The sequence below is a fragment of the Sphingobacterium arenae genome (assembly GCF_014692505.1).
Classification (GTDB): Bacteria; Bacteroidota; Bacteroidia; order Sphingobacteriales; family Sphingobacteriaceae; genus Sphingobacterium; species Sphingobacterium arenae.
Genome location: NZ_JACNYK010000005.1, coordinates 40,860 through 67,068, shown reverse-complemented (window position 1 = coordinate 67,068; position 26,209 = coordinate 40,860). Strand labels below are relative to the sequence as shown.

General features: G+C 42.3%; 22 protein-coding genes and 1 other RNA gene. 14 read left to right on the top strand and 9 right to left on the bottom strand.

Annotated elements, in window-relative coordinates:
* Positions 1-127 precede the first annotated feature (127 nt).
* Positions 128-4,642 carry a glutamate synthase large subunit gene (gene gltB / locus H8B17_RS16050; RefSeq protein WP_190310248.1) on the top strand — a complete coding sequence of 1,505 codons (4,515 nt, stop codon included), beginning with the start codon at positions 128-130 and terminating at the stop codon, positions 4,640-4,642.
* A gap of 20 nt (positions 4,643-4,662) precedes the next feature.
* Positions 4,663-6,129, top strand: coding sequence for a glutamate synthase subunit beta (locus H8B17_RS16045; RefSeq protein ID WP_190310247.1), 1,467 nt, complete (start codon positions 4,663-4,665; stop codon positions 6,127-6,129).
* A gap of 55 nt (positions 6,130-6,184) precedes the next feature.
* Here H8B17_RS16045 and H8B17_RS16040 read toward each other — a convergent pair whose 3' ends face one another.
* From H8B17_RS16040 to tgt, 3 genes are read right to left on the bottom strand one after another with little or no spacing between them, the layout of a single operon-like run.
* Positions 6,185-7,087 carry a DMT family transporter gene (locus tag H8B17_RS16040; protein ID WP_190310428.1) on the bottom strand — a complete coding sequence of 301 codons (903 nt, stop codon included), beginning with the start codon at positions 7,085-7,087 and terminating at the stop codon, positions 6,185-6,187.
* Positions 7,084-8,166, bottom strand: coding sequence for an LptF/LptG family permease (locus tag H8B17_RS16035; protein ID WP_190310246.1), 1,083 nt, complete (start codon positions 8,164-8,166; stop codon positions 7,084-7,086). The genes H8B17_RS16040 and H8B17_RS16035 overlap by 4 nt, the downstream gene beginning before the upstream one ends.
* Before the next feature lie 4 nt (positions 8,167-8,170).
* Complete coding sequence (gene tgt / locus H8B17_RS16030) at positions 8,171-9,301, bottom strand: tRNA guanosine(34) transglycosylase Tgt (protein WP_190310245.1); 1,131 nt, start codon at positions 9,299-9,301, stop codon at positions 8,171-8,173.
* Between the two features lie 147 nt (positions 9,302-9,448).
* Here tgt and H8B17_RS16025 point away from each other — a divergent pair, with 147 nt between their 5' ends.
* Positions 9,449-10,591 (top strand): glycosyltransferase, encoded by a 1,143-nt coding sequence (locus H8B17_RS16025; protein WP_190310244.1) that lies wholly within the window; start codon positions 9,449-9,451, stop codon positions 10,589-10,591.
* An 8-nt stretch (positions 10,592-10,599) separates the two neighbouring features.
* Positions 10,600-11,235, top strand: coding sequence for a 16S rRNA (guanine(527)-N(7))-methyltransferase RsmG (gene rsmG / locus H8B17_RS16020; RefSeq protein ID WP_190310427.1), 636 nt, complete (start codon positions 10,600-10,602; stop codon positions 11,233-11,235).
* Positions 11,236-11,248: 13 nt separating this feature from the next.
* Here the strand turns inward: rsmG and H8B17_RS16015 are convergent, their stop codons facing one another.
* Positions 11,249-11,491 (bottom strand): hypothetical protein, encoded by a 243-nt coding sequence (locus tag H8B17_RS16015; RefSeq protein WP_190310243.1) that lies wholly within the window; start codon positions 11,489-11,491, stop codon positions 11,249-11,251.
* 154 nt (positions 11,492-11,645) lie between these two features.
* Between H8B17_RS16015 and H8B17_RS20915 the strand changes: the two genes are divergently transcribed.
* From H8B17_RS20915 to accD, 4 genes are all read left to right on the top strand, one after another.
* Complete coding sequence (locus tag H8B17_RS20915; RefSeq protein ID WP_380933878.1) at positions 11,646-11,759, top strand: helix-hairpin-helix domain-containing protein; 114 nt, start codon at positions 11,646-11,648, stop codon at positions 11,757-11,759.
* A 9-nt stretch (positions 11,760-11,768) separates the two neighbouring features.
* Positions 11,769-12,746: a DNA-processing protein DprA gene (gene dprA / locus H8B17_RS16010; protein ID WP_317171058.1), complete on the top strand. Its 978-nt coding sequence runs from the start codon at positions 11,769-11,771 to the stop codon at positions 12,744-12,746.
* Positions 12,747-12,842: 96 nt separating this feature from the next.
* Positions 12,843-12,940: signal recognition particle sRNA small type (gene ffs, locus H8B17_RS16005), an RNA gene on the top strand.
* Between the two features lie 312 nt (positions 12,941-13,252).
* Complete coding sequence (gene accD, locus H8B17_RS16000; RefSeq protein ID WP_190310242.1) at positions 13,253-14,095, top strand: acetyl-CoA carboxylase, carboxyltransferase subunit beta; 843 nt, start codon at positions 13,253-13,255, stop codon at positions 14,093-14,095.
* A 7-nt stretch (positions 14,096-14,102) separates the two neighbouring features.
* On the opposite strand, the gene H8B17_RS15995 is transcribed toward accD, so the two are convergent.
* Entirely contained in the window at positions 14,103-14,447 is a 345-nt protein-coding gene (locus H8B17_RS15995; protein WP_223816631.1) for a hypothetical protein, read from the bottom strand.
* 92 nt (positions 14,448-14,539) lie between these two features.
* Here H8B17_RS15995 and H8B17_RS15990 point away from each other — a divergent pair, with 92 nt between their 5' ends.
* From H8B17_RS15990 to H8B17_RS15975, 4 genes are all read left to right on the top strand, one after another.
* Positions 14,540-16,399: a DNA topoisomerase IV subunit B gene (locus tag H8B17_RS15990; protein ID WP_190310241.1), complete on the top strand. Its 1,860-nt coding sequence runs from the start codon at positions 14,540-14,542 to the stop codon at positions 16,397-16,399.
* A 31-nt stretch (positions 16,400-16,430) separates the two neighbouring features.
* Positions 16,431-17,273, top strand: a complete 843-nt coding sequence (gene purU, locus H8B17_RS15985) for a formyltetrahydrofolate deformylase (protein WP_190310240.1) — start codon at positions 16,431-16,433, stop codon at positions 17,271-17,273.
* Positions 17,274-17,330: 57 nt separating this feature from the next.
* A complete protein-coding gene (locus H8B17_RS15980) occupies positions 17,331-18,110 on the top strand; it encodes a DUF4382 domain-containing protein (protein ID WP_190310239.1) in 780 nt (259 codons plus the stop codon).
* Between the two features lie 152 nt (positions 18,111-18,262).
* Positions 18,263-20,032 (top strand): hypothetical protein, encoded by a 1,770-nt coding sequence (locus H8B17_RS15975; RefSeq protein WP_190310238.1) that lies wholly within the window; start codon positions 18,263-18,265, stop codon positions 20,030-20,032.
* A gap of 10 nt (positions 20,033-20,042) precedes the next feature.
* On the opposite strand, the gene H8B17_RS15970 is transcribed toward H8B17_RS15975, so the two are convergent.
* From H8B17_RS15970 to H8B17_RS15960, 3 genes are all read right to left on the bottom strand, one after another.
* Positions 20,043-20,942, bottom strand: a complete 900-nt coding sequence (locus H8B17_RS15970; RefSeq protein ID WP_190310237.1) for a class I SAM-dependent methyltransferase — start codon at positions 20,940-20,942, stop codon at positions 20,043-20,045.
* Between the two features lie 65 nt (positions 20,943-21,007).
* Positions 21,008-21,763 carry an ABC transporter ATP-binding protein gene (locus tag H8B17_RS15965; RefSeq protein WP_190310236.1) on the bottom strand — a complete coding sequence of 252 codons (756 nt, stop codon included), beginning with the start codon at positions 21,761-21,763 and terminating at the stop codon, positions 21,008-21,010.
* 9 nt (positions 21,764-21,772) lie between these two features.
* Complete coding sequence (locus H8B17_RS15960) at positions 21,773-22,507, bottom strand: MlaE family ABC transporter permease (protein WP_190310235.1); 735 nt, start codon at positions 22,505-22,507, stop codon at positions 21,773-21,775.
* A 184-nt stretch (positions 22,508-22,691) separates the two neighbouring features.
* On the opposite strand from H8B17_RS15960, the gene H8B17_RS15955 reads away from it, so the two are divergent.
* Positions 22,692-23,618 carry a LiaI-LiaF-like domain-containing protein gene (locus H8B17_RS15955; protein ID WP_190310234.1) on the top strand — a complete coding sequence of 309 codons (927 nt, stop codon included), beginning with the start codon at positions 22,692-22,694 and terminating at the stop codon, positions 23,616-23,618.
* 145 nt (positions 23,619-23,763) lie between these two features.
* Complete coding sequence (ispG, locus tag H8B17_RS15950) at positions 23,764-25,773, top strand: (E)-4-hydroxy-3-methylbut-2-enyl-diphosphate synthase (protein ID WP_190310233.1); 2,010 nt, start codon at positions 23,764-23,766, stop codon at positions 25,771-25,773.
* A gap of 2 nt (positions 25,774-25,775) precedes the next feature.
* Here the strand turns inward: ispG and H8B17_RS15945 are convergent, their stop codons facing one another.
* Positions 25,776-26,192, bottom strand: a complete 417-nt coding sequence (locus tag H8B17_RS15945; protein ID WP_190310232.1) for a T9SS type A sorting domain-containing protein — start codon at positions 26,190-26,192, stop codon at positions 25,776-25,778.
* Between the last annotated feature and the right edge of the window lie 17 nt (positions 26,193-26,209).

Below are 26,209 nucleotides of genomic sequence, written 5' to 3'. Positions count from 1 at the left end.
ATACAAATTCCATAATAAAAACACATTAAATTACAAATAACACAACACTAAATCATTTTTATTAAAAAAAATTCAATAAAAACAATTTTTCCTTCATATATTTGTAACCTAATATTTTAGGAGAGAAATGATAAACGAAAGATTACCGGAACAAGGACTGTATAGCCCTGACTTTGAGCACGATGCGTGTGGCGTTGGTTTCGTCGCGCACATCAAAGGTAAGAAGTCGCATCAGCAAGTACAGGATGCTTTGACGATGTTGGAGAACATGGAACACCGAGGAGCATGTGGCTGTGACCCGGAAAGTGGAGATGGAGCTGGGATTATGATTCAGGTACCTCACGAATTTTTGTGGGAAGAATGTATAAACCTCGGTATCCAATTAGAAGAGCCAGGTTATTATGGCACAGGCATGGTCTTTCTTCCAAAAGAGGAGGAGTTAAACCAAATTTGTCGCGATACGGTCATCGAAGCAACAGAAGAGCGCGGTATGAAGTTTTTAGGCTTTCGCGACGTTCCCGTCAATCGAGAAGGCATCGGGCCCACTGCACTAGGCGCAGAACCCGAGATTATTCAGTTTTTTGTTTCCCGTCCTGATGGCGTATCCACGACAGCAGACTTCGAACGGAAGCTTTTCGTCTTGAGACGTCTAATCATCCAAAAAATCAAGGAACATCAGGCATATCCATTGCCTTTATACATTGCTTCGTTGTCTTGCAAAACCATCATATATAAAGGACAATTAACGACCTATCAAGTCGGCTCGTATTTCGAAGATCTGAAAGACCCGCGTGTCGTATCAGCATTCGGACTGGTGCATTCTCGTTTTTCCACCAATACGTTCCCTTCTTGGTCTTTGGCACAACCGTTCCGTAATATCGCGCACAATGGTGAGATTAATACCTTGACTGGAAACCTAAATTGGTTCTATGCTGGAGCGCGAGCACTTTCTTCACCTTATTTTACTGAAGAAGAGATGCAGATCCTCCTTCCAGTAGTGGATCGCGGACAATCGGATTCGGCCTGCTTAGATAATGTGGTAGAACTACTTTTACATAGTGGAAGAAGCTTGCCACATGTTATGCTGATGCTCGTGCCGGAGGCTTGGGATGGTAATACACAAATGGATCCGCTCAAACAAGCATTCTATGAATACCACGCGACGTTAATGGAACCATGGGATGGCCCGGCTGCCTTATGCTTTACCGACGGTAATACCATTGGTGCGACATTAGACCGCAATGGTTTGAGACCGTTACGTTTTGCTGTTACATCGGACGATCGTGTGGTCGTGGCTTCAGAAGCAGGTGCATTACCGGTACCTGAAAACCTCATCATTAAGAAAGGTCGTCAGCAACCGGGTAAAATTTTTGTCGTGGATATGGAAAAAGGGTGTATTCGCTCCGACGATGAAGTCAAAGGCGAGCTTATCCGTCAGCAGCCATACGGCGAATGGTTGGATAACTACAAAATCCGGATGGCGGAATTGGAGGCGCCTCGGGTTACCTATACTTATCTTAAAAAAGAATCTGTTTTCAAATATCAACAAGCTTTTGGCTACTCACGAGAAGATTTAGAAAGCATTATTACACCAATGGCGTTAACAGGATATGAGCCGATTGGTTCGATGGGTACGGATGTTCCATTGGCTATTCTTTCTGACCAACCACAGCATCTATCCAGCTATTTCAAACAGTTCTTCGCCCAAGTCACCAACCCACCTATCGATCCGATTCGGGAACGTTTGGTGATGAGCTTAGCAACATTCATTGGCAATGCGGGCAATATTTTAGTAGAAGACAAAAAATTCTGCCATAGTGTTAAATTAGAACATCCTATTCTGACCTCGAGTGAACTCGAGAAACTTCGATCCATTGATACAGGGATATTCCAAGCAAAAACGTTACAAACGTACTTCAAAGCTGATGGCAAATCTGGTTCACTGCAAGCAGGGTTGGAAAGGCTATGCCGATATGCTGATGATGCAGTTCGTGACGGTTTTGAGGTCATCATTCTTTCTGATCGCGCCATCGATTCACAACATTGTGCAATTCCGTCTATCTTGGCCATATCTGCTGTGCACCATCATTTGATAAAAACAGGAAACAGGGGTGCAGTAGGGTTAGTGATAGAGGCAGGTGATGTTTGGGAAGTCCATCATTTTGCCTGTTTGTTAGCTTTTGGAGCCACAGCTGTCAACCCATATATGGCATTGGCGTCGATTCGTACAATGAAAGAACTGGGGCAGATCGAGACGGAACTTGCGTGGGAGGATTTACGTAAAAATTACGTAAAAGCGATCTGTGCTGGGTTATTAAAGATATTCTCCAAAATGGGTATATCGACCCTACAGTCTTATCATGGCGCCCAGATTTTTGAGGTGCTCGGTATTGACAAATCGGTCGTAGACACGTATTTCTGCGGGTCAGTTTCCCGAATCGGTGGATTGACATTAGACGATATCGCAACAGAAGCGCTATCCAAACATTGGCGAGCTTTTGGTCGGGCGCGTGTAGAACAGAAACTCCTACCGGAAGGTGGTATTTATCAATGGAAGCGACGTGGTGAGCGCCATTTGTGGAGCCCCGAAACGGTACACCTTCTACAAAAAGCTTGTCGTACGGCTGATTTCGAATCGTACAAACAATACGCAGCCATAATTAACAACCAAAAAGAACGGATGTATACGTTGCGGGGATTACTTGATTTTGCGAAACATAGAACATCGGTTCCACTAGAAGAGGTCGAGCCTGCCGAAAATATCATGAAACGTTTCGCCACGGGCGCGATGTCTATGGGTTCTATTTCTACGGAAGCACATAGTACACTCGCTATTGCGATGAACCGTATCGGCGCAAAAAGCAATACAGGAGAGGGTGGTGAGGATGCTGTTCGTTTTAAAAGATTGCCTAATGGCGACTCCATGCGTTCTGCTATCAAACAGGTGGCTTCGGCCCGATTTGGCGTAACCTCGCATTACCTAACAGAGGCAGACGAGATTCAGATCAAGATGGCCCAAGGGGCAAAACCAGGCGAGGGTGGCCAGTTACCCGGACATAAGGTGGATGATTTTATTGCTCGTTTACGCCACGCAACACCAGGTGTCGGATTGATTTCTCCACCGCCACATCACGATATTTACTCTATCGAAGATCTTGCTCAATTGATTTTCGATTTAAAAAATGCCAATCGCCAAGCGAGAATCAATGTAAAACTGGTTTCAAAAGCTGGGGTAGGTACCATAGCCGCCGGCGTAGCAAAAGCACATGCTGATGTCATTCTAATCGCCGGATTCGATGGGGGTACAGGCGCCTCACCGTTAAGTTCCGTTAAGCATGCGGGCTTACCATGGGAGTTAGGGTTAGCCGAGGCACACCAAACCCTCGTACAGAACAAATTGCGTAGTCGTGTGGTCTTGCAGGCCGACGGACAGATGAAAACTGGACGCGATATCGTTATTGCGACTTTATTAGGTGCCGAAGAGTGGGGCGTTGCCACCGCCGCACTGATTGCAGGCGGTTGTATCATGATGCGTAAATGCCATCTGAACACATGCCCTGTAGGCGTCGCTACACAAGATCCCGAATTACGGAAGCTATTCTCTGGAAAACCAGAAGACATCGTCAACTTATTCCGCTTCCTCGCAGAGGAAATACGGGAAACGATGGCTCAGCTAGGTTTCCGCACCATAAACGAAATGGTTGGTCGTGCACAGTTCCTGAAGAAACGGGAAAACATCGATCACTGGAAAGCGGAAAAGATAGACTTCTCCCAGATATTACACGTTGCACGCAATGCTCCATCGGAGAGTTTATACAACACCCAAGAGCAGGATCACGGTATGAGTATGATTTTAGATTGGGGATTGTTGAATCAAGCGAAATCGGCTATCGATACAAAAACACCGGTCTTTGGCACATTCAAAGTGAAAAATACAGACCGTACCATTGGTACACTTTTATCAAATGAAGTTTCCAAAATACATGGTGCAGATGGCTTGCCGGACAACACGATTAACTTCAAGTTTGAGGGTTCGGCAGGTCAGTCGTTCGGCGCGTTTGCTGTTAAAGGGCTTTCGTTCGAATTGGAAGGTGAAGCCAATGACTATGTAGGCAAAGGGCTTTCGGGTGCACAATTGGCTATTTATCCAACAGATGATAGCCCGTTAGTAGCCCATGAGAACATTATCATTGGGAATGTTGCCTTATATGGCGCGACGTCGGGCCACCTCTTTATTAATGGCATGGCAGGCGAACGTTTTGGAGTAAGAAACTCGGGAGCTACTGCCGTTGTAGAGGGTATAGGCGACCACGGTTGTGAATACATGACCGGAGGACGTGCACTGATCCTAGGCGAAACAGGGCGTAACTTTGCTGCGGGGATGAGTGGTGGTATCGCTTGGATTTACGATATAGCGGGCAACTTCCGCGACAATTGCAATCAGGAAATGGTAGACCTTGATCCGCTAGACACGGAAGATGAAAACGAGATTATCGCTTTATTGAAGCGCCATGTACACCTCACGAACAGCGAGCGCGCCAACTTCATCTTGCAAAACTGGGCGAACGAAAAAGGTAAATTTATCAAAGTATTCCCACGTGAATACAAAAATGTGTTACGTAAAAAATTAGTGGAAGCTTAATTAGCGGAGGAAAAGTAGTCATGGGAAAACCAACAGGATTTTTAGAATTTGAAAGAGTGCTTCCGCAGAAAGAGTCTGTAGAAAGCAGAAAACAAAATTATCAGGAATTTGTACACAGCTATACAGACGATCAGCTGAATCATCAAGCGGCGCGCTGTATGAATTGCGGCATTCCTTTTTGCCACTCGGGATGTCCATTGGGAAATGTAATCCCCGAATTTAACGATGCCGTTTACGATGCCCGCTGGGAGGAAGCGTATAACATCTTGGTGTCCACCAATAACTTTCCGGAATTTACGGGAAGAATTTGCCCCGCACCCTGCGAAGCCGCGTGTGTGCTAGGTATCAACAAACCACCGGTAGCTATCGAAGAAATCGAAAAACATATTATTGAAATTGCTTATAAGAAAAACTACGTACAGCCAAATAAAAACTATATCAAGACCGGCAAGCGTGTGGCAGTAGTCGGCTCCGGCCCTGCTGGGTTGGCTGCGGCTGCACAATTAAACAAAGCGGGACACGATATCGTGGTATACGAACGTGATGATAAAGTGGGTGGGTTGCTTCGTTACGGCATTCCGGATTTCAAACTGGATAAATCCGTGATCGACCGTCGGGTGGAAGTGATGGAACAATCGGGTGTCGTATTTAAAACAAATGCGGAGGTAGGTGTAAATGTTCCTGCCAGCGAATTACAGGATTACGATGCAGTGGTATTGGCTGGAGGATCAACGATTCCACGTAACTTGCCGATTCCGGGACGTGAACTGAAAGGTGTTCACTACGCGATGGAATTTTTGAAACAGCAAAACAAACGGGTAGGCAACTCCCCTGTTGAGGTGGAAGAAATTTTAGCAACTGATAAAAACGTATTGGTTATCGGTGGTGGAGATACCGGTTCCGACTGTGTGGGAACATCCAATCGTCACGGAGCAAAAAGTGTTACACAATTTGAATTGATGCCACAACCACCGCAGGAGCGCACAGCTGCAATGCCGTGGCCGACCTACCCGATGTTGCTCAAAACAACCACATCGCACGAAGAAGGTTGTCAACGTAATTGGGGCGTAAGCACGAAAGCATTCTTGGGAGACGACAAAGGACATCTGCGTGCGGCGTTGATTGTTGATTTAGAATGGGAAACTGATGCGCTGGGCAGACCCACCAAATTTAAGGAAATAGAAGGTTCCGAGCGGGAGATTCCTTGTGAATTGGTCACATTAGCGATGGGCTTCTTGCATCCACAACACGAAGGTCTATTACAACAGCTCGGTGTAAAGCTTGACGGACGCGGTAATGTGGAAGCTCGGGAAGGCGAATTTAAAGCGTCTGCTGACAAGGTATTTGTAGCAGGTGATATGCGCAGAGGTCAATCTCTTGTTGTTTGGGCGATCTCCGAAGGTCGTGAATGCGCTCGAAAAGTAGATGAGTTCCTGATGGGGTACTCGGAACTGGAATGTAAAGATCAAGCAGTTTCATACGCTTAGGTGTTATAACACAAAGAAACGGGGCTGTATCATAAATACGTGTTACAGCCCCTTTTTAGTGCAACTTCCGGTTAATTAACCTTTTCTCTCTGTTTTCTATTTTTACTTTTACGTAAGGATACAAGAATACCGCTCCCAAAATAATAACTGCTCCGATATAAAAACCCAAACTCATTGTTTCCTGTTTCCCAAAAATGAGCATCGCCAAAAGAATACCGTATATAGGCTCCATATTCGTCGTCAACGCAACCGTAAAAGCGCTCAATTCTTTCATCACCGCTACGCCCAATACGTAAGCTATTGCGGTACAGACAACGCCCAATAACAAAATATATGCCCAATCTGCATCTTGCAGCCACATTTCCGCATTGAAATCACCCATAAACACCATGATCAGGGATACCGCGAAAAACGCCCCTAACATTTCGTAAAACGTAATGACTGTGGGACTGGTTTTTTTCACCATCCGCGCATTAAAGATAGAAAAAACACTAGCACAGAAAGCTGCTGCAAGGCCAAATATTATTCCCCAGACATATTGAAACTCAAATTTAAAGATGAGGTAGATCCCGAAGATAATAATCAGGCCTATGGCGACATCGGCTTTCGATATTTTGGTTTTATTGATAATGGGTTCCAAAATAGAGGTAAACAGTGTCAGCGAGGACAAGGTCACCAATGTAACGGACACGGTTGAAATCTTAATGGAATGGAAAAACAGTACCCAATGTACACCAACAATCCCCCCTACAAGAAAAAACTGGATTAGCTTTTCTTTAGAGACGTGTATCGATTTACCCATAAAGATAAAATAAATAAAAAGAGAAAGTGCAGCGATCAAAACACGATACCAGACCAGATGGACCGCCGATATCGACAACAAACCGCCTAACACCCCTGTAAATCCCCAAATCAACACCGTGAAATGCAGGATAAGGACATTTTTATTGTTCACTATTTCGGTGCTTTATATTTTAGCCAGAGTGCCAGAATCAAGAACAAGATATTGGGAATCAGGATCGCAATTAAGGGCGGCAGTCCTCCTTTTAAAGAGAACATGGTCGAAAACTGGACCAAGACGAGAAAAGTAAAACTCAATGCGATACCGATTCCAAGACTCAAACCAATACCGCCCCGAACTTTTTTAGACGATAGTGACACCCCCATTAAAGTCAGAATGTAGGCAGAAAATGGACCGATATAGCGTTTATATTTTTCCAGTAGCAAATCAGTCATCATACCTGTTCCACGGGTTTCTTCTTTTGCTATACGCTGGTTCAGTTCTTTGGTATCCATGGCGGTAAAGACATTGTCGTAGGTTTCGAAGTCTCTAGGCAACATATCTAATGTCGTGTCCCTATCCACTCCCTTTTCCATGGTTTCGGTCAAACCATCAATCATCCGAACGGTATAGTCTTTTATTTTCCATTTCGTGGCAACGGAATCCCAGGTAATACTTTGCGCCATTAGCTTCTCGATCAGCTGGTCACCATCAAATTTTTCCAGAGAAAAATTATAACCTATATTACGTTTCGTATCAAAATTATCGATGTACACATAGGTATTGGAGTCAATCTGCATGTGTGTAGACATCGTTGAAGTACTGATCTTATGTGGTTTTACATAGACATTCTCGAAATTTACTTTGATCTTATTGGTATAGGGAATAATCCAGATATTGGAGACCAGTGTAAATAAAAAGATGATACTCGCCGCAATCATATAAGGTCGCAGAAAACGGTTGAAACTCATCCCGCCACTCAAAATAGGGACTACTTCCGTTTGGTCGGCCATCTTGGAGGTAAAGAAAATCACGGCGATGAAATTGATCAGCGGCGTCAACATATTCAAGAAAAAAGGGATGCTACCCAATGCGTAGTATTCCAGAAATACCTTCGACATAGGTGCTTTATACTTAAGGAAGTCATCCAGTTTTTCAGAAACATCAAAAACAACAATCACCACAACAAAAATACCCACCGTGAACAAGAATGTGCTCAGGTATTTTTTAATGATATAACGGTCAATGATGTTCATCTTCTTATAACCTTTGGCCTAAAACTTTTACCATCTTCTCTTTCCAGATATAGAACGTCCCTTCGACAATTTTCTCTCTAGCTTGTTTTACCAACCATAGATAAAAATGAAGGTTATGCAGTGATGCGATCTGTGCACCTAAAATCTCTTGTGATCTGATTAAATGACGAAGATAAGCTTTTGTATGTATCTGATCGACCAACAAATCGCTTTCTGCTTCAATAGGCGAAAAGTCGGCCTTCCATTTTTCATTCTTAATATTGATAATACCATGCTGCGTGAACAACATACCGTTACGCGCATTCCTTGTAGGCATAACGCAGTCGAACATATCGATACCCAACGCAATATTTTCGAGAATATTAATCGGTGTACCGACCCCCATGAGGTAGCGGGGTCTATCTTGCGGCAGGATATTGGTTACAACTTCCGTCATAGCGTACATTTCCTCTGCAGGTTCGCCGACGGAAAGCCCGCCAATAGCGTTACCATCCCGATTGAAAGATGCTATCACCTCCGCCGATTTCTCCCGTAAATCCTTATATACCGACCCTTGAACGATGGGAAAAAGTGTTTGTTCATAACCATATAACGGTTCGGTGCTGTCAAATCGGTCTACACAGCGCTTTAACCAGCGATGGGTCATGTCCAACGATTTTCGGGCATAGCTGTATTCACAGGGATACGGGGTACATTCATCAAAAGCCATGATAATGTCTGCGCCGATTATACGTTGCGTATCCATCACATTTTCCGGTGTAAAGAGATGCTTCGAACCATCAATATGGGAACGGAAGGTAACGCCTTCTTCTCGGATCTTGCGTACCTCTGTCAAGGAATATACTTGATAACCGCCGGAATCTGTCAAAATAGGCCCATTCCAATGATTAAACTTATGTAACCCGCCGGCTTTATGCAAAACATCCAAACCAGGACGTAAGTATAAGTGGTATGTATTGCCCAAAATAATCTGCGCCTGGATATCCTGCACCAATTCGTGCTGGTGTACAGCCTTAACAGTCCCGGCTGTACCAACAGGCATGAAAATAGGTGTCTGAATCTCTCCGTGTGCAGTTTCCAAGACGCCGGCACGCGCCTTAGATGCTGTATCCTTTGCCTGAAGCGTAAATTTCATATACGTAATATCCCTCTTATCCGTTTGAATAAAATCAATGCAAAAATAGGATAAAAATTGAGAGGAAACGAGTGCGTACCAAAATCTTAATAAAACTTAACTTTTTCGCCATTTATCTTGGTGGACAACGTATCTTTGCTGCACGGTATGACACTTTTAGAACAACTCTTAGCTTATATTTCGTATACACCCATAGGCGTGCTGGGTATTTTGTTGCTTATCCAGCTTTACTACATCTACTTTGTCTACGGAAAATTAGCGTTCTATCCCGTGAAATCGTTCCGAGAATCCGCTCACCTTCCCCCGATTAGCGTTGTCATCTGTGCACATAATGAAGAAGAGAATCTGAAAGCGTTCCTCCCCCATATATTGGAACAGGAATATCCTTTATTTGAAGTGGTGTTGGTCGATGATTGTTCGGACGATGAGAGCAAATGGATACTCAAAGAGTTTTCTACTCAATATCCGGACCGGTTAAAGGTGGTGGAAATCAAAGAGCATATCCGTCTCAAACACAGCAAAAAGTTTGCGCTCACTATGGGCGTCAAGGCCGCCAAGCATGAGCATCTTGTTTTCACGGATGCCGACTGCCAGCCAGCGAGTCCTTTCTGGCTTGCGGAAACGGCAGGAGCTTTCTCGTCCCAAAAAGAAATTGTCTTGGGCTATTCCCCTTATTTCAAACAAAGAGGACTACTAAATAAATTGATTCGCTTTGAAACAACGCATACCGCAATGAGCTATTTGTCTTACGCGTTAAAACGGAATGCCTACATGGGAGTCGGCCGTAATTTAGCATATACCAAGTCTCTTTTTTACAAGGGCAAAGGTTTTAACAAGCACATGCATATCAAATCTGGCGATGATGATTTGTTTGTCAATCACAATGCAACGCGCACAAACGTAAACATCGCCATACATCCGGATGCCCATGTCCACTCCGTTCCAAAAGAAACCTGGAGAAGCTACTATAAACAAAAAGCACGTCATTCGGGCGCGTCTACCCTATACAAAGGAAGCCACAAGCGCATGCTCGCGATACAATTGATATCGGCGTTATTGTTTTATTTTATGCTGGCGGCGTGCTTCGTGCTATATCCTAACTTATGGTACATTCCATTGAGTATGTATAGTGTTCGTTTGCTCAGTCAGTTCTTGGTTTTCAATCGTATTTATACAAAACTGGTTGTCCGCGACCTGCTTATTTGGTTTCCGTTACTGGATATTTTGTATTATTTTTACATTTGCTTCAATGGCCTGTTTAACCGCCGCAAAAAACAAACATCATGGTGATGAATAATATGGATCCAACTGTTGATATCATCTATAAATATTTTCCAACGTTAACGGAAAAACAAAGACAACAATTTGCGCAACTAGCGGAGGTATATCCCTTCTGGAATAATCAGATTAATGTGATTTCTAGAAAAGACATTGATAGTCTCTATTTGCGTCATGTATTACACGCACTCGGTATCGCCAAGTTTATTACAGCATTTACACCTGGCACACGAATCTTGGACGTGGGGACAGGGGGCGGATTCCCAGGTATACCGTTGGCGATTCTCTTTCCAGAGGTCCAATTCCACTTGGTTGATTCTATCGGAAAGAAAATCAAGGTAGTGCGAGAAGTGGCCAAGGCACTTGGTTTAGAAAATGTAGAAGCTGACCATATCCGTGCAGAACAATTGGATTACAAATATGATTTTGTGGTATCACGCGCGGTAACGCGTTTGGCCGAATTTACGTCTTGGGTCCGAAACAAATTTGAGAAACAGGATCGAAACGGTATTCCCAACGGAATCCTCTATCTGAAGGGGGGCGATCTTCGCCAGGAAATTAAAGAATCACGCCTCAAAGCGGAATTGCATCCATTATCCTCTTATTTTAGAGAAGATTTCTTTGACACAAAATACCTGGTGTATGTGCCGATGTGATCGCTTTCTACGATTATCGACGTAATTCTTCATCTATCTTTTGCCCTATAAAATGTACTTCCTCATCCATTCCAAACATGGGTAATTCTGTCTCCGGATTCAATTTTAGCCAGGCGGTATCAGTATCTTTTATGATCTTAACGTATTCCTGACCATCCTTAAAAACAAGAAAAACGTCTTTCTCTTCTGGAAAAACGGAATAGACTATGTTTCCGATCTCAATATCAAATGGCTCTTGGGCACCTTGTAATTCCATGGCTTTTTTCTGAATTTTATATGTTTTAAGTTATCAGCAAGAATCTTCCGGAGTTGTTTCTATTGCTCCACGAGGATTCATTAGGGTTTTTAATTTCAGTCAAAGTTAGGATTTTTATATAAAGTTCTTATCTTTAAGTTTCCAACTTATAAACATGCTCAAACAAATTGCACTTACAAAGATAAAAGGTGTTGGCTCCAAGACGGCACGTACTTTACTCGCTCATTTTGGCTCCGTTAATAATATTTTCGACGCCAGTAAACAATAGTTATTATCTATTCCGCGTATTGGGAATACGCTGGTAGAATCGATCCTTTCCAAAAAATATCTGGATGATGCAGAACGAGAAACAGCCTTTGTCGAAAAGCACCGCATCCAAACACTTTGGATCGAAGACAGCAATTACCCACACCGTTTAAAGCAATGCGAAGATGCTCCAGTACTACTTTATTATAAGGGAGCTGCGGATATAAGCCCACAGCGCTGTGTCAGTATCGTGGGGACCAGAAACGCAACGTCATACGGAAAACGTCTTTGTGAAGAGCTAATCTCAAGCTTACAGGAGTACGATATACAGATTGTAAGTGGGCTTGCTTATGGTATCGATGTACAGGCGCATCGCTTAGCTCTTCGGCACCGGATTCCTACTATCGGCGTTTTAGGTCATGGACTAGATAGGATGTATCCGTCCGCGCATCGGGATGTTGCCTCTCGTATGCTCGAAAATGGGGGTTTACTGACCGAATACCCCTCAGAAACTATCCCTGACCGGAACAACTTTCCAGCAAGAAACCGCATTATCGCCGGTCTAGCGGACGTGACCATTGTTATAGAGGCAGCGAAAAAAGGCGGAGCACTCATCACCGCGGAAATTGCAAACAGTTATAACAGGGATGTATGTGCTTATCCGGGAGGGATAGATCAAGAATATTCTGCTGGCTGCAACTATTTGATTAAAACACACCGGGCGCATCTCATTCGTCATGCGGACGACTTGGTCTATTTGATGGGATGGGAGCGTCCCAAACCTAAGCAAGAGGGATCGCAACTTCGGTTATTAACAGATAGCCTAGGTAAAGATGAACAACAGGTGTGCAATTTTTTACTTGAACGGGAGCAAGCCGGAGTTGATGAAATTGCTCTCCACTTCGGATGGCCCACAAGCAAATTAGCGATGATACTTTTAGAAATGGAAATGAACGGCCTACTACTCTCTTTACCGGGTAAAGTCTACAAGATGTTGGGAAGCCCCTGACGACCAAACAGGATTATTTTCAACTGACAATCAAGCCGCTAAACAAAGTAGTACAAAAAATTTTCCAAAGAACTATTTTTTTGCTACTTTTGTGGCAGGCAAGTCTCCTACGACCAGCTCCCTTTGACTCCCCCAGGTTGGGAACAAAGCAAGGGTATTAGGTTGAGCGGTGCGATAGGAGTAGCTTGCCTATTTTTATTTTCCTTTACTCGATATTACTTTCTCCCTTTTTACCATAGTTTTCATTAACACAGATTATATCTTGGTGTGAAATCCCTATTGTATAGATAAGCTCATACATTCGGTTTATTCTTCCCGCTATAGCGTTTGCATACATCTCATGGGGGTTCGTTTATTTCCTCTATTAAATAGCGCTTGATGGTCGAGGAGAACCGAACCTGTGAGCTCACCCAAGGTAGAATAAATTCATTTTATCTGCCTGATATAGTTATATTGCATATAAAGATGAATTTATCTAAGTTTGTAGTCCGAATTATCGTGAACTTATGAGTTGGTTTAAAAGAAACAAGGCAGGTATTAATACTGCAACCGAGAATAAAAAGGAAGCCCCTGACGGCATGTGGAATAAATGCCCAAATTGCAAAAAGCCGCTATTAAATAGTGAACAAATTGAAAATCAATATGTTTGCCAATACTGCGATTATCACATCCGCATCGGTTCTGCTGCTTATTTTTCCATTCTTTTTGATGACAACAATTACACAGAACTATTTGAAAACCTAACATCGGGTGATCCGCTTCAATTTTCCGACACCAAACCTTATCCTGTTCGATTAGCGGACAGCCAAGCAAAAACTGGACTAAAAGATGCTATTCGCTGTGCGCATGGAAAAATGGAAGGGGAAGATATCGTGATTGCCTGCATGGACTTTACTTTTATCGGAGGCTCCATGGGATCTGTTGTCGGCGAAAAAATTGCCCGCTCTATCGATTATGCTATTGCGAACAAAATTCCTTTCATGTTAATTTCCAAGTCTGGTGGAGCACGAATGATGGAAGCTGCCTTTTCGTTGATGCAAATGGCGAAAACATCCGCGAAACTGGCGCTTCTGGCGCAAGCTAAAATACCATATATTTGTTTACTGACTGATCCAACGACAGGCGGTGTGACCGCTTCTTATGCCATGTTGGGAGACATTAATATTGCCGAACCTGGTGCATTGATCGGATTCGCAGGCCCCCGCGTAATTAAAGAAACGATCAAGAAAGATTTACCAAAAGGCTTCCAAACATCAGAATTTGTTTTGGAACATGGTTTCTTGGATTTTATTGTGGACAGAAGGAACCTTAAAAATAAAGTAGCAAGCTATTTACGGTTAGTAAAATAACGTACAGCTAAATATATTTTCTAAAAGCCCACAATTTACGACTGTTTAGGTAGTGTAGATTTTGTTCATTTCGGTACGCTTCCCGCTCAAAGGAGACATTAAGGTAAGCCTTCCGAAATTTTTTATATCGCAAGTAGCGTATCAAAAATTCTACACCATACCATACATAGAAAGGAATAACCAACATTTCCGCTGCCTGTTTGATGTGTATATTTTCATGGTTTAGCAAATATTTATCTTGCTCGTAACGTCGGTCCAACAAAAAGATAAAAGGAAAAATAACAATCGCAATTGCTTTTCTTCCCGAAAAAACATTTGTCCAAAATTTACTTATAACAACTTTTCCTTTCATAGCTTGTTCTAAATAGGATTAGGCAAAGAGCCTGCCGAAATTGTCTAATCTTTTCCCTATTTTTGTTAGCAAAGAAAACTTAAACAAACCGTATGACGACATATAATGAAGACAGTATACGTTCCTTGGATTGGAAAGAGCACATCCGTCTGCGCCCCGGCATGTATATCGGGAAACTCGGAGACGGCTCTGCTTATGATGATGGGATCTACGTGTTGTTAAAGGAGATTGTCGACAACTCCATAGACGAATTCGTGATGGGCGCTGGAAAAACAATTGACATCACTGTACACGACAATAAAGTAGCCGTACGTGATTACGGTCGTGGGATCCCTATAGGTTCTGTCGTAGATGTAGTTTCTAAAATCAACACGGGTGGGAAATATGACAGTAAGGCGTTTCAAAAGTCTGTTGGTCTAAACGGTGTGGGTACGAAAGCTGTCAATGCGCTATCCGATCAATTTACCGTACAATCGTATCGTCAAGGGGTAACCCGTATCGCCCAGTTCCAACGAGGCGAATTAGTGAATGATGAGCAAAAAGAAACCACACAGCGTAACGGTACTGCGACGAGTTTTTATCCAGACGAAACAATTTTCCGGAATTATAAATTCCGCATGGAGTTTGTTGAAAACATGATTTGGAACTATGTGTTCCTTAACGCCGGGCTGACCATCAGTTTCAATGGACAAAAATTTATTTCCGAACATGGCCTGAAAGACTTACTTGAGCGTAATATCGATGCCGAATCCATGCGTTACCCGATTATCCATTTAAGGGGGGATGATATCGAAATAGCGCTGACCCATGGTCAGCAATATGGAGAGGAATACTATTCATTTGTAAATGGGCAACATACGACACAAGGTGGTACACATCAGGCTGCATTCCGCGAGGCGGTTGTAAAAACCATTCGGGAGTTCTATAAAAAGGAGTTTGATGCGGCAGACATACGCTCGTCCATCATCGCGGCAATCGCAATCAAGGTACAAGAACCGGTATTTGAGTCACAAACAAAAACAAAACTTGGTTCGCAGAGCATCGGTCCTGATGGACCTACCGTACGTACTTTTATCAACGATTTCGTCAAAAAGGCGTTAGATGATTATTTACATAAAAATCCGGCCGCTGCAGATGCTTTACTCAAACGCATCCTGCAATCGGAACGGGAACGTAAAGATATTGCGGGCATTAAGAAATTGGCGAATGAACGCGCTAAGAAAGCTTCTTTACACAACCGGAAACTGCGTGACTGTAAAATTCATTTCAACGATAAAAATGAGCGTAACCTCGAAACGACACTATTTATCACAGAGGGAGACTCAGCGAGTGGCTCGATCACAAAATCGCGAGATGTGCAGACCCAAGCCGTATTCAGCTTGAAAGGTAAGCCCCTGAACTCCTATGGCATGTCAAAGAAGATCGTCTACGAGAACGAGGAGTTTAATTTACTGCAACATGCCTTGAATATTGAAGATGGGCTTGACGGCCTGCGCTATAACAATATCGTCATCGCGACGGACGCAGATGTGGATGGTATGCACATCCGTTTGCTATTGCTTACGTTCTTTTTACAATTCTTTCCCGATTTGGTGAAAGCCGGACACGTATCCATTTTGCAAACACCACTGTTCCGTGTGCGGAATAAAAAGGAAACTATTTACTGCTATTCAGATGAGGAACGCCAACGTGCTATCACGAAATTAGGCGCAAAACCGGAAATCACCCGCTTTAAAGGTCTGGGTGAAATCTCGCCTTCTGAGTTTGGGCTCTTCATCGGAAAAGATATGCGGTTAGACCCCGTTATTCTATCCAAAGAGAACAAACTACCGCAACTATTGGAATACTATATGGGTAAAAATACGCCAGACAGACAAAAACATATTGTGGAAAACCTACGTATTGAAATCGATCTGGAAGAAGAACTTGCTAAAGCCGCCGTTGCTTCTTAAAAAAGTAACAGCTTTTATCACAAAAAAAGTAATGAATAACCAAACCTTAATACTAATCCAATGCCAAGATGCAGTGGGCCTCGTTGCTAGTGTAGCCCATGTCATCGCGAGGCATCATTTAAACATCGTCACCATGCGGGAATTTGTAGACGAGGAAAATCACAAATTCTTTGTCCGCGTGGTATGCAGTGGTGTGCCGGCCACAACTTCGCTTTTACAACAGGATCTGGAAAATAACCTACCCGCCAAAGCACAGGTAGCTATCAACCCTGCCCGGGAAAAAAAAATCGTCATTTTGGTTACAAAAGAACATCATTGTCTAGCGGATATACTCGTTCGTCATTTCTTCAAAACGTTGAACGCATCGATAAAAGCAGTAGTTGGGAACTACGACACACTGAAAGAATTTACCGAAAAATTTGACATTCCTTATCACTGCGTATCTCATGAAAACAAAAGCAGGGAAGCTTTTGAGAAGGAACTAGCCGAAACCATTACATCTTATCAACCGGATTATATCGTGCTAGCGAAGTTTATGCGTATCCTCTCTCCTGCTTTCGTCGCAAAGTTTGAGAATAAACTTATTAATATTCATCACTCTTTTCTTCCTGCATTTATCGGTGCAAACCCCTATCGGCAGGCCTATAAACGTGGCGTAAAAATTATCGGTGCAACGGCACATTACGTCACCAACGACCTGGATGAAGGACCGATTATTGTACAACGAACCAAATCGATCAACCATAGCCACGATGTTCCTGACCTAGTGACCGCGGGAAAGGAAATTGAAAAAGCGGTATTAAGCCAAGCTATTCAACTGCTAACAGAAGACCGGGTTATGTTACAAGGAAATAAGACGATTGTTTTTGAGTAACTATATTTTAGTTTGGCATTTGTTTTGTTTCCTGTCTACATAATAAGTTAATTGAATATGAAAGCAATATTCTGTATCGGGTTAGCGGCGCTACTTTTTTTAAACGCCTGCGAAAGCGACAACGATTCTACACAAAACAAAACACCGATATCTATCAAGATAACGGATGCGCCGGGACGATATGATGCCGTACTGCTCAATATCGATGAGATTGAAATATTGACAAGTAATGGTCGCACTATACTTGACGTGGATGATAATGAACCTTTCGATATCCTGGAATTTTCTATGGGTAAAGACACCTTGTTGGCTACGGAAACGGTGGCTTCAGGACGCTTACAAGAAGTGCGGTTGATATTAGATGATGAAGGCAACGAGATCATTGTTGATGGTGAACGCCACCCACTCGCTACGCCAAGTGGACAGAGTTCTGGTGTTAAAATTAAAGTACATGATGAGTTGATTCCAAATGTAGCATATACTCTTTTATTGGACTTTGACGTCGCCAGTTCAATTGTACAGCAAGGCAACGGTGGGTACAGTTTAAAACCTGTTATTCGCGCCATACCAGAAGCTGTCTCTGGTGTTATCTATGGGGTGGTGGTACCACTGGACGCTGCACCAAAAATTTATATTGAAATAGGTGACGAACGTATCGGCGCCGTAACAAATGCCGAAGGTAAGTTCTATTTTCCGGGTATTGAAGACGGAACGTACACCATTGTCATCGAACCGGAAAACGAAGCGTTCGCAAACGACATAATGGAAAACGTTGTCGTAGAAACTGGTGTTGCCAAGGACATCGGTACGATTACCTTAGATTCGGCTTCGCTATAAAGCCGCAAAAGATAACATTTGAAAATTTATCTCCTGAGAAAAGGATTCAAATGTTATCTTTTTTAAAAATGACCTAAATCATTTTTATATAACACACCTGTTATTTTATCCCCGTCTCGAATTCGCGTATTTTGTAGGAATATACAATAAATATGAAACACGCGTTCCACATCCCCGTATTAGGATTAGCTTTTTCTATAGATTCTCCGCTAAAAGTAGCGAAATTCGGAATTTCTTCTGTTATGTCTATCGTAGACGACGAGCTTATCGAGCGCATGCGCGCGTTTTATACCCAACAAAACCAGCTTTATTATGACCCCATAAAAAAAACGGAAGATGATTATCGAGCAAAACGGATTACCGCATACCTTAACCTCGTACAACAAGTTGTTGATACGCAAATCTTCCAGATGAAACAAGAAGATTTTTCGCTCACTTCTGATCTAACAAAGTATTTTGAACTGTTGCCCGATACGGATAGGAGCAAACAACACTATAAGAAGATGTTAGAGATGGAAGATGGGGCTAAAAAAACCACTTTGCAGAAAGAATTAAAGGCTATGGTTATTCCCGGCGATATCGATATCAATATTATGGCAAAAGTTGACAAACTAAATACGGACGCGCAAGGAAATATATTAAGCGAAAAATATTCGGATGCGCTAGCGGCGTTACGAGGGTTTGCGCAATCTAATTTGCGTTCGTCTGTTGTGCTATCGGCCGGGATGAATCCCCGTCTGTATAATTACCTCGCCGAACTACGTTCTTTCCTTCCAAATCGTTATGGGGTATTGGAAAAGAAAATTATCTTGAAGGTGTCAGATTATCGCTCGGCCTACATTCAGGCAAAATATCTTGCAAAAAAAGGATTATGGGTCTCGGAGTTCCGTATCGAGTCCGGTTTAAATTGTGGAGGACATGCATTCGCAACAGAAGGGTACTTACTTGGTCCTATTCTGGAAGAGTTTAAACAAAAAAGAGAGGAGCTTCTTCGTGAGCTCTCCAGTATTTATAAAACTACGCTTCTTGAAAAAGGGATATCAAACGTACACATTCTGCCGACTAAATTCGCAGTACAAGGTGGTATAGGAACAGCACAGGAACAAGTATTTCTCTTAACTTACTATGGTTTTGATAGCGCAGGATGGGGTTCTCCCTTTTTATTAGTCCCAGAAGCTACAACAGTAGACGACGATACTTTGGCACTATTGGCACAAGCGGACAAAACAGATTTTTATCTCAGTGATTCTTCTCCGTTGGGCGTTCCTTTCCATAATTTTAGAGGCAGCACGGCAGAGCAAAGACGGATAGAACGTATCATAAAGGGCATCCCGGGAAGCCCTTGTACAAAGAGGTACTTGGTTAACAATACGGAATTTTCAAAAGAGCCCATATGTTTGGCTTCTCGTGTTTATCAACATGCTAAGATCAAAGAATTGAAAAGGCTGGAACTGCCGAAAGCAGCGTTTCAGAAACAGTTTGACCAGATTACGGCAAAAACCTGCTTATGTGAGGGGCTTGCCATATCTGCCTATTTAAAATATAACATAAAAAGACCAAAGGAAAGCGCCGCGGTATCTATCTGCCCGGGTCCAAATACAGCTTATTTTAAAGGCTCGTACACGTTAAAGGAAATGGTGGATCATATATATGGCCGCCGTGTATTAGCATTAAAAAATAGACCGCATATTTTTCTAAACGAATTGCAGCTCTATATAGATTACCTAAAAAGCTTGATAAAAAATGGTGTTGGCGATGTAAAGAGACAAAAAGTTACCTCGAGATTTAAGGAGCAGCTACTGCAGGGTATAACCTACTATCGTACAATCACCAAGGAAATGGAGAATTTTGGTTTTAAAGAAACACAAAGTTTTTTATCGATTCTAAGCAATCACGAGGAAGAATTGAAAGGGCAGGCATAAGAAAAACCTTCTATTTTATCTTTCTAAATTTTCCAAAAACTCCTAACGGGAGTTTGGAACCTGCAGTTGCTTGCAAATAAAGTTCTCCTATCTCGAGGTTTTCTACCTGTGGGAAAGCCATGCGTATTAGATTTTCTACGATAACAGAAGAAAATCCTAAGGAATAGGTGTTCAAAATAAGGAAATGTTCCTGAGGATCTAAAAGTTGCACAACGTCTCGCATCATCTCGGTAATATGATCTTCGAGCTTCCACTTCTCTCCTTTAGGCCCGTGTCCGTATGCCGGTGGATCCAAGATAATACCTTGGTATTTATTGCCCCGCTTCAATTCTCTTTTTACAAATTTAAGCGCATCCTCCACCACCCAACGAATATTATCCAATCCAGATAATTCCTGATTTTCGTTCGCCCAAGTAACAACTTGCTTAATAGAGTCCACGTGTGTCGTGTCTGCTCCTGCAGCTTTTGCTATTAAGGATGCTCCACCGGTATATGCAAATAAGTTAAGTATCTTAGGTCGAGGGGTATGAAAGGATTTTACAGATTCAGAAATATAGTCCCAGTTCACCGCTTGCTCAGGAAATATACCTACATGTTTAAAGGAAGTCAACCCGAGTCGAAATTTAATGGCGAAATCGTTATTTTTGTATTCGATATGCCAACGATCCCGGATGTTAGGGTTCTTCTTTAGCCAATCTCCCGACGTAGCAGAGCGCCCCTTAAATCGGATATGATGCCTTTTCGTCCATTCCGTCTCGGGTAGTGTTTTCGGCCAAACCGCCTGTGGTTCAGGACGGACCAATACTACATCACCGAAACGTTCCAGCTTTTCAAAATCACCGCAATCAATCAGTTCATAGTCTTTCCAATATTGTGGTGTAAGCAGTTGTATATTTGTCGTAGAAGTCACTTTCAGCTATTTAGATGTCAATTATTAGACGCGGCAAAGATAGACATTAGCTTGGAGATGTTATACTATTTTATGGAATCTCTCGCGGCCTTCATTAACGGACTTGCGAAGACAAAATCATTCAATTCCTGTACATCCGAGCGCAGCATCTCCTCATTCGATCCTTCCCAAAACTTCTGTCCGTTATATAAAAACAAGATATAATCGCCTATACCCATTACAGAATTCATATCGTGGGTTACGACTAGAGTCGTACATTGATATTCTTCTGTCAATTCTTGAATCAACTCGTCAATTAATATGGAAGTGGCAGGATCAAGACCGGAATTCGGTTCGTCACAAAATAGATATTTCGGACTCATACTGATAGCACGCGCAATACCGACCCGTTTTTTCATCCCTCCCGACAGCTCGGATGGATATAATTTATTAACGTTTTTCAAATTCACGCGATCTAAGCAAAAATTGGCGCGCTCTATTTTCTCGGCCTGGCTCATATCGGTAAACATACTTAATGCGAAAATAATATTCTGTTCCACGGTCATGGAGTCAAACAGGGCAGAGTTCTGAAATAACATCCCTAGATTCCGTCGAATGGGTATACGCTCTTCAAAGTCCATTCCCGTAAACTCCTGCTGGTCGAAAAAGACCTTCCCTTGGTCGGGATCGTGAAGTCCGACAATGCACTTTAACAATGTACTTTTGCCTGAGCCGGACCCGCCGATAATCAAATTCACTTTGCCGGGTTCAAAAATGGCATCGATCCCTTTCAAAACCTCATTATCTCCAAATGATTTGTATATATTTTGAACTTCAATCATAAATTTTTACTACAACATTAATGCGGTAATGATATAATCACAGGCTAAGATCGAAATACAACCAATGACGACTGCTTGGGTACCCGCCTGTCCCACTTCCAATGCGCCACCTCGGACATAAAATCCTTTATATGCTGGAACCGACGTTATAATAAACCCGTAAATAATGGCTTTCACGATAGCAACCGTCACCGTAAAGCCATTGAAACCTTCTTGTATGCCCTGTATATAATCCGATGGGGCAACTGCACCTGACAAACTACCGCCTATTAAGCCACCCGTAATCGCACAGAAAATCGCAATAATAACTAATACAGGCACCATAATAACCCCCGCAATAATCTTGGGCAAGATTAAGAAACCCGGCGCATTGATCCCCATGATCTCCAAGGCATCAATTTGCTCTGTCACACGCATCGAACCGATCTGAGAGGAAATAGCAGATCCTACCTTACCCATCAACACCAAACCTGAGATGGTAGGCCCGAGTTCTAATATATTAGAATCACGATTGATTTGTCCGATAACTGCTGTTGGAATAAGATCTGACACTAACTGAAAGGCGATCTGCAATGTCATAACTGCTCCAATGAATGTAGAAATTATCAAAATTAAGCTCAGGGAGCCTATTCCTATTTCATTCATCTCATGAAAAATTTCTTTTAAATATATTTTCCATTTTTCCGGTTTTTTGAAGACTTTCTTCAACAATAAAATATAGGAACCAAAATGATGAAATATCATAGAATTATCGACCTTTCGTTAAATACAATTGCAATATACACATTTGCGTGGAAGATATTTCACCGATAGAATGGATTATTTCACCGAAAGTATTCTTTCTATAACCTAAAAAGGATTTTATAAAAAAATCTTAACTTGTAGTTTTGTGAAGCATTTTATTTAGGTTTACGAGGAAATAGCGAGTATGGAGAATAAGATAACATCCGGCATTTGGTTTGTCTTTATAGGACTGATTCTTTTATTGCACAACTTGGACATTATACATTTTAATTTTTGGGCCGTAATTAAATACTGGCCGTTACTTATTATAATTGCGGGAGTTAATTTAATTGTCCAAAACAAAGCCTATGGTAGTTATATCAAGATTGGCTGTAATGTTCTATTTTTAGGGTGGATATTGTATGTAGGGACAACAGCTTCCAATACCGATTGGACTGAACAGCTTTATAACAGCAAATATATCCATGTGGAACACACTGACAACGGCGCCCCGTTATCTGATGCTGTGCAGATCCCGTTTGATTCGACCATGAAAGCATCTACTTTGGAGTTTAACGGTGGAGCTGGAAAATTTGAAATGAGGGTTAATGAAAATATCAATCTCGTATCTGCTCGGTCTAAGACGGACGATATGGGCATGAACATGAAAACAGTACACGAGGAAGGTAGGCAAAAAGTCGTTATCAATGCGCAACCAACCTCAAAAAGTAAAAAGTCAGACGCAGTTCTAATAGATCTTCATCCCGATGTACTTTGGAACCTAAATTTAAACTATGGTGCAGCTAATATTAGCGGCGATTTGTCCATGTTAAAATTCGATAAACTGGAAATCAACACAGGGGCAAGCAACATGAGCTTAACGTTGGGACTCCCGCAGATACGTCATTCCAAAATTGAAATTGCTACCGCCGCGTCAAAAATTCATCTACGCGTTCCAAAAGATGCAGCTATCAAAGTGGAATATACATCTATATTATCAAAAAATTCATTTGAAGGTTTTGAGACGAACGAAAGCGGCGTTGCAAAAACAGCTCATTATGACGAAGCGGAGAACAAGTTTGATATCGAGTTGGAAGGAGCTGCCAATAATTTCACCATATCTAGATATTAACTCCTTTCTTTTTTTCTTAGCAAAAAAGGAAACAAAAAAGCCAAGGCTTGCATTACCTCCGATGCCAAAGCTTTTCAGCGACGAGGTTTTTGGTTCTTTTTCACGGGGAAAAAGAACATAAAAAACGTTAACTTTGTACCTAGTCATGGACACAAAGAACACAATCATTTTACCCGGAGGATATTGTAATTCCAAAACATCTTATAGTCGGTTTTTGACGCGGGAAGTAACCGTAGGCGATGTTCCTATGGGCGGGAATTTCCCTATTCGCATCCAAAGTATGACGACCGTCGACACCATGGATACATTAGGGTCTGTTGAACAAACCATCCGGATGGTAGATGCTGGGTGTGAATATGTACGGATTACCGCCCCTAGTATCAAAGAGGCTGAAAACTTAGCCAATATTAAGAAAGAACTGAAAATACGCGGCTATAATGTTCCTTTAGTAGCCGATATACATTTTACACCTAACGCGGCTGAAGTGGCAGCCCGCATTGTAGAAAAAGTACGTATTAACCCTGGTAACTATGCCGACAAAAAGAAATTTGACGAAATAGAATATACAGATAGCGCTTATCAAGGTGAATTGGAGCGCATCTATAAAAAATTTGCTCCTTTAGTGAAAATATGCCAAGAGTACGGTACGGCCATGCGAATTGGTACGAATCACGGTTCTCTTTCCGATCGTATTATGAGTCGATACGGTGATACCCCCGAGGGTATGGTAGAATCTGCACTTGAATTTATTCGGATTTGTGAGGATTTGCGATACTATAACCTTGTTGTATCCATGAAATCTTCGAATCCGCAGGTAATGGTACGTGCCTATCGTTTGTTAGTCGAAAAAATGGTTACGGAAAACATGAACTACCCGCTTCACTTAGGCGTTACGGAAGCTGGAGACGGTGAGGATGGACGGATAAAATCTGCTGTAGGTATTGGTACCTTATTAGAAGACGGACTGGGTGATACTATTCGGGTTTCGCTAACGGAAGAACCTGAATATGAAATTCCTGTCGCCCGAGCTTTAGTTAATCGTTACTCAGACCGAAAGAAACAACAGAAATATGTTTCTGAACCAGAAATTATCAACATCTCGGGACAGACAAATACCGTTCCTTATGAAGCGGCGGAAGTTAATGCATTTGTTGGAGGTTCTTTGGTTCCGCGTGTGGTTGCAGATATCTCACGTGAAAATCTAAAAGACCCCTTTGTACTGGCCGCTGTAGGCTATCGATATGATTTGCTCAACGATAAATATCATATGGGCGACCAGTCGGTAGATTTTGTTTATCTCGGCTCGCAATTACCCTCTTTCACATTGCCGGGTAACCTTAAAGTTCTGTATGATTATTATACTTGGAAAAACTTAGAAGATAAGGCTAACAAACACCCGGTTTACTCATTGACGAGCTTTCAGGAGGCCGTGACACACGATCCTTCATTAAATTTGATAACCATTTCAAACGATGAGCTTAACGAGGAATACTTTGCAAATCTACAACTCAACAATACAGTTGTTTTTATTTTGGAGACCAATCGAGCACACGGTATGGCAGACCAACGGCAGTTTTTCAACAACTTGCAGGCCATAGGCGTGAATAGTCCGGCGATTATTAAACGAAGTTATCCTGTAACAGAATTTTCAGGCCCTGTTGGCAATATTATGCATCCCGAAGAACCAATTTCAAAAATCCAGCTGTACGCTGCTACGGACATGGGAGCGCTATTGGTTGACGGATTGGGCTCTGGAATATGGATAGACTCGCCTGCTACACCTATAGATAAGCTAGCCTCATTATCCTTTGGAATCTTACAGGCAACACGATCTCGTATCTCGAAAACAGAATATATATCCTGCCCCAGCTGCGGTAGAACACTCTTTGATTTACAGGAAACCACGCAAATGATCAGAAGTCGTACCAACCATTTAAAGGGGTTAAAGATCGGCATAATGGGATGTATAGTAAACGGGCCCGGTGAAATGGCCGATGCAGATTATGGGTATGTGGGCGCCGGACCCGACAAAATAACACTCTATAGGGGTAAAGAAATTGTAAAAAGGAATGTGAGCTCTGCCAATGCATTAGATGAGTTGATCGAAATTATAAAACAGGACGGTTTATGGATAGATCCGAGCGAGAATCTCTAGCGTTATCTTACGGAAATACGCTTTACAACCGTTTCAGTACCAGATGACACGCGTACAAAATAGAAACCGGTGGACAGCTTTCCGTCTGTATCAAAAGATAGGCTTTGTAGACCAGCATCCAAACGCCCGTTCATTAAGTTTAAAACTTCATTTCCCAAAGCATCCATTACTTTGATGACTACTGTATTTTGTTGACCTAAGGTAAAATTTAAGGTAATCTGCTCCGCGACGGGATTATAAAATACCTTTACATTATTAATCAACTTTTCGCTTTCCTGATCGGTAATAGCTTTATAAAAAGTATGAGGCACTAAGTACACTTTCTCAGAGACGGCGCGGACATGCATAGCTTTCCCTACGCTTAGCATCGCTATGCTTGCGAGCGTAAATAGTGCTATTTTTTTCCTTAATCCTATCATCTTAAAAGTTACTCAGC